The organism is Nocardia tenerifensis NBRC 101015 (assembly GCF_000308715.1).
Taxonomy (GTDB): Bacteria; Actinomycetota; Actinomycetes; order Mycobacteriales; family Mycobacteriaceae; genus Nocardia; species Nocardia tenerifensis.
In genome coordinates, this window is the sequence record NZ_BAGH01000248.1 from 1 (window position 1) to 4,797 (window position 4,797).

The 4,797-nt window shown below is 69.5% G+C and carries 6 protein-coding genes; 2 read left to right on the forward strand and 4 right to left on the reverse strand.

Features of this window, described 5'->3' with window-relative positions; translation table 11 throughout:
* The 4 genes from ON39_RS19665 to ON39_RS19680 all read right to left on the reverse strand — a co-directional run.
* Positions 1-579, reverse strand: a 579-nt coding sequence (locus ON39_RS19665; RefSeq protein ID WP_040736414.1) for an amidohydrolase family protein, incomplete at its 3' end; no start/stop codon positions are given.
* Positions 576-1,532 carry an aspartate carbamoyltransferase catalytic subunit gene (locus ON39_RS19670; protein ID WP_040736416.1) on the reverse strand — a complete coding sequence of 319 codons (957 nt, stop codon included), beginning with the start codon at positions 1,530-1,532 and terminating at the stop codon, positions 576-578. The genes ON39_RS19665 and ON39_RS19670, both read right to left, overlap by 4 nt.
* Positions 1,529-2,185, reverse strand: coding sequence for a bifunctional pyr operon transcriptional regulator/uracil phosphoribosyltransferase PyrR (gene pyrR, locus ON39_RS19675; protein WP_040736418.1), 657 nt, complete (start codon positions 2,183-2,185; stop codon positions 1,529-1,531). The genes ON39_RS19670 and pyrR overlap by 4 nt, the downstream gene beginning before the upstream one ends.
* A gap of 131 nt (positions 2,186-2,316) precedes the next feature.
* Entirely contained in the window at positions 2,317-3,171 is an 855-nt protein-coding gene (locus tag ON39_RS19680) for an SAM-dependent methyltransferase (RefSeq protein WP_040736420.1), read from the reverse strand.
* Between the two features lie 104 nt (positions 3,172-3,275).
* On the opposite strand from ON39_RS19680, the gene ON39_RS19685 reads away from it, so the two are divergent.
* Entirely contained in the window at positions 3,276-3,830 is a 555-nt protein-coding gene (locus ON39_RS19685) for a TetR/AcrR family transcriptional regulator (RefSeq protein ID WP_040736422.1), read from the forward strand.
* A 51-nt stretch (positions 3,831-3,881) separates the two neighbouring features.
* Positions 3,882-4,508 (forward strand): alpha-ketoglutarate-dependent dioxygenase AlkB, encoded by a 627-nt coding sequence (locus tag ON39_RS19690; protein WP_040736424.1) that lies wholly within the window; start codon positions 3,882-3,884, stop codon positions 4,506-4,508.
* Positions 4,509-4,797 lie beyond the last annotated feature (289 nt).

Genomic DNA, 4,797 nt, shown 5'->3' on the forward strand with positions numbered 1-4,797 from the left:
GCCCTCGTGCGCGACCGCGCCGACGGTGAGCCGCGGCTCCTCCGCGTGCTGGGCGATCAGCACGCCGAAGGTGTTCGCGTACTCCAGCGCGCGGCGCATGAGCAGCGGGTCGTAGACGCAGTGGCCGTCGTCAGAGAACATCCGCACCCCGGCCGCGCCGGTGGCCATGGTGCCCATCTCGGCGAGCTGCTTGCCCTCGAGCCCGACGGTGACCGCGCCGACCGGGTACACGTCGACCAGGCCGACCTCCTGACCGCGCCGCCACACATGGTCGGTGACGACGACCGAGTCGGCGACCGGGCTGGTGTTGGCCATCGCGAACACCGCCGTGTAACCGCCCAGTGCCGCTGCGGCGGAACCGGATTCGATGGTCTCGGTGTCCTCGCGGCCCGGCTCGCGCAGGTGCGTGTGCAGGTCGACGAAGCCGGGCAGCAGGATCTGCCCGCTCGCGTCGATCACCTCCGCGTCGCCTGCGTCGAGCCCGGCGCCGATCTCCCGGATCACGCCGTCGGCGACCAGCACGTCGACCGGCTCGCCCGCGCCGTAGATCAGCGCACCCTTGATCAGCAGCCCGCTCATGCGACCACCTCCTGCGCACCGACGAGCAGCCGGAACAGGACGGCCATGCGCATGTGTACTCCGTTCGTCACCTGTTGCAGGATCGCGGCCTGCGCGGAATCGGCTACGGGCGAGGCGATTTCCATGCCGCGCAGCATCGGGCCGGGGTGCAGGACCGCCGCGTGCTCGTCCAGCAGGGCGAGCCTGCGCTCGGACAGTCCGTAGTTGATCGAGTATTCGCGGGCCGACGGGAAGAAGCCGCCGTTCATCCGCTCGGCCTGTACGCGCAGCATGAGAACCGCGTCGGCGCCGGGCAATTCGGCGTCGAGCGTGTGCGATATGCGGGCGGGCCAGGCGTCCACGCCCACCGGGAGCAGCGTGCGCGGCGCGACGAGCACTACCTCGGCGCCAAGCGTGTTGAGCAGGAACACATTCGAGCGCGCGACGCGGCTGTGCAGGATGTCGCCGACGATGACGACCCGCTTGCCCTCGATGTCACCGAGCCGCTGGCGCAGGGTCAGCGCGTCGAGCAGGGCCTGGGTCGGGTGCTCGTGGGTGCCGTCGCCCGCGTTGATCACGGCCGGGCCGGAGCGTCCCGCCGTGCGCGCCCAGGCGTCCATCCAGTGCGCGATCTGGTGTGCCGCACCGGAAGCCGGGTGCCGCACGATCAGCGCGTCGGCGCCCGCGGCGTGCAACGTGAGCGCGGTGTCGCGCAGCGATTCGCCCTTGGAGACCGAGGAGCTGCTCGCACTGACGTTGATCACGTCGGCGCTCATCCACTTGCCCGCGACCTCGAACGACACCCTGGTGCGGGTGGAGTTCTCGTAGAACACGGTCATCACCGTGCGGCCGCGCAGGGTCGGCAGCTTGTGCACCTCGCGCCCGAGCAGGGCCTGCTCGAAGCGTTCGGCCTCGTCCAGCAGCTCGGTCGCGGTCGCGCGGTCCAGGTCACCGACGGTCAGCAGGTGCTTCACGCCTCAGCCTCCTGACGCAGGTAGACGCCGTCGCGACCGTCGTGCTCGGTGAGCAGGACCGAGATGTCCTCCGAGCGCGAGGTCGGCACGTTCTTGCCGACATAGTCGGCGCGGATGGGGAGTTCGCGGTGGCCGCGGTCGATGAGCACCGCGAGCTGCACGGCGCGCGGGCGGCCGAGGTCGCGCAGGCCGTCCAGGGCCGAGCGCACGGTGCGGCCGGAGAAGAGCACGTCGTCGATCAGCACGACGAGCGCGTCCTCGATGCCGCCCTCGGGGACCGAGGTGCGCTCCAGCGGCCGGTGCGGCCGGGTGCGCAGATCGTCACGGTAGAGCGTGATGTCGAGCGAGCCGAGGGCCGGGCGGACGCCGGAGAACTCCTCGATCTTGTCCGTGAGCCGCGCGGCCAGCGAGGTGCCCCTCGTCGGAATGCCGATGAGCACGACGCGTGGCGCGCCCGGTTCACCCGCGTCGAGCGCGGTCTTCTCGATGATCTGATGCGCGATACGCGCGATGGTCCGACTGACATCGGAAGCCGACAACAGCTCCCGCCCCGCCTCCACCCCCTCGGGGGTGTGTCGCTGCGATGTCTCTGCAGCCTGTCGCTGCGGTGTCTCGGCAGCGCCGGACTTGGCGGCCCGTTCGGGCACGGCCATGCCGACCTCCTTCCCCGCCTCACCGGACGGTCCGTTAAAGGATGTCTTACGGCAAGCAGCGTAACAGCGGTCGCGACCGTGCTTTCAGCAGGTGTATCGCGGTGTGAGCCGGGCCACGGAACCCGGCCCGGTTACTCGCGGACCGCTTCGATGAGCCCTATATCGGGGTCGCCGTTGGTGACGGGCCGGTCCAGCGGGGCGACGAGTTCGTCCCAACTCCGAAAGCTGGTGCGCCAGCCGTGCGCGGCGAGCCACTGCTCGGCGTCCTGCTCGAAGCTGCCCGGGACGCGGTCCGGGTGGTCGTGCTCGCCGCCGACGAGCCGGCCGAGTTCGGCGTAGTGCTCCTGGCTTCGATCGACCCGGAAGCGTCCTGCGCCGAATCGGCTTCCGGGAGCGGATAATTCGGTGAGGGTCGCGGCGACTCGCAGCGCCGTCTCGCCGCCGAGGTAGCCGAGCACGCCCTCCTCGACCCAGTAGGTCGGCTCTTGTTCGCGAAAACCTCTGGCGCGCAACTGCTCCGACCAGTTTTCACGGAGGTCCGCCGGGATGACTGCGCGGATACAACGCGGCGTCGGATTCGCGGCCGCCAGCACGGGCTCCTTGAATGCGAACAGCTCCGGCAGGTCGATCTCGAAGAACCGGAGGTTGGCAGGCAACGCCAACCGGAATGCTCGGGTGTCCAAACCCGCTCCGAGGACGACGATTTGGCGGCAACCGGCCTCGACGGCCTCGTTCATTCGATCATCGACCAGCCGCACGCCGACGGTCCGACCCTCGAAGAACTTGTCCGCCAAGGCTTCCAGTCGTTCCCAACGCAGCGCTCCATCGGGCGTCGCCGTGTAGAAGCGCCGGGCGGCTTCGACGAAACGACTCGCGAGCGGATCGTCGTAGAGCCGGTCCGGCCTGGCCGATTCCCGCGCGCGGATCACCGCCACTCCGATCGCCGTCATCGCCACACCCGCCATCGGCGCCGTCGTCTCGGTCATCGTTGCCCTCCCAAGGTTATTTACTTGTCGCCCGGCTAGGTATCCGGTCGCAGGCGTCACGCTAGGCTCCAACTAGCCGGTCGTCAAGCAAAAGGGAGTACCTCATGGATCGCCGCCGCAGCGACATGCGCGAACGAATCCGCGCGGTGGCGATGGAGTTGTTCTCCGAGCGCGGCTACGAGAAGACGTCGCTGCGCGAGATCGCCGAGCGGCTGGAGGTGACCAAAGCCGCGCTCTACTACCACTTCCGCACCAAAGAGGACATCGTCGCCAGCCTGTCCGACGATCTGCGGCGCGGCATCGACGAGATCGTGGCGTGGGCGGAGCACGCGCCGACCGGGCCGGAACGCGCGCGGGAGATCCTCGACCGCTACGGCGCGCTGCTGCACGGCGTGGGCCGCGACATGGTGCGATTCATGGCCGAAAACCAGCCCGCCTTCCGGGAACTCGGCTTCGGGGTGAGCCTGCGCTACCAGTTCCGGGTGCTGGCCGACCTGATGACCGCGCCCGATCGCGAGCCCCGCGCGGTCTTCCACGCCAGGCAGGCGCTGCTCGCCATCAGCTGGAGCTCCGCGATGATGGGTGACCTGCCGCTGAGCGACGAGGAGTGCTACGCGGCCTCGGTCGATATCGCGCGGGACATCCTCGCGCGGAACTGACCGTCCGATTACCGCTAGCACATATGTTCGATAACGGGTAGATTCGCTGGCATGTCGACACCGCTACAGGGATCACTGCTCGACGGGTTCGGGGACACCGAGTTCGGACCGCTTCGCGCCGCCCGGCGCACGGTGCTGGACCGCGGGGCCTGGGTGGATGTGCTGCCCGGCTGGCTGTCCGGGGCCGACGCGCTGTTCGATCGGCTCGTCGACGACGTGCCGTGGAAGGCCGAGCGGCGGCCGATGTACGACCGGGTGGTCGACGTGCCGCGGCTGCTGAAGTTCTACAGCGAGCACGAGCCGCTGCCCGATCCGGTGCTCGCCGACGCGCGAGAGGCCTTGAGTGAGCACTATCGGCCCGAACTCGGGGAGTCGTTCCGCACGGCCGGGCTCTGTTACTACCGCGACGGCCAGGACAGCGTCGCCTGGCACGGGGACAACTTCGGGCGCGGGGCGACCCACGACACGATGGTCGCGATTGTCTCGATCGGGGCCCCGCGCGCGCTGATGCTGCGGCCGCGCGGCGGCGGCGAGAGCATGCGATACATGGTGGGGCACGGGGATCTACTGGTGATGGGCGGTTCGTGCCAGCGCACCTGGGAGCACGCGGTGCCCAAGACGCGCAGGCCTACCGGGCCGCGGATCAGTATTCAGTTTCGTCCGCGCGGCGTTCGGTGATTGTGAGCGAGGGGCGGTCGGGGACTGTGAGCGGGTGACGCTCGGGGACTGTGAGCGGATCACACTCGGGGACTGCCGAGCGGGTGGCGTTCGGCGATTGCGAGCGGGCGTCGTTCGGCGATTGCGAACGGGTGCGTTCGGCGACTGCGAACGGGCGTCGTTCGGGGACTGCGAGCGAGTGACACTCGGCGACTGCCGAGCGAGCGGGTCACACTCGGGGACTGCGAGCGGGTCACACTCGGGGACTGCGAGCGGGTGTGACACTCGGCGACTGCGAGCGGATGACACT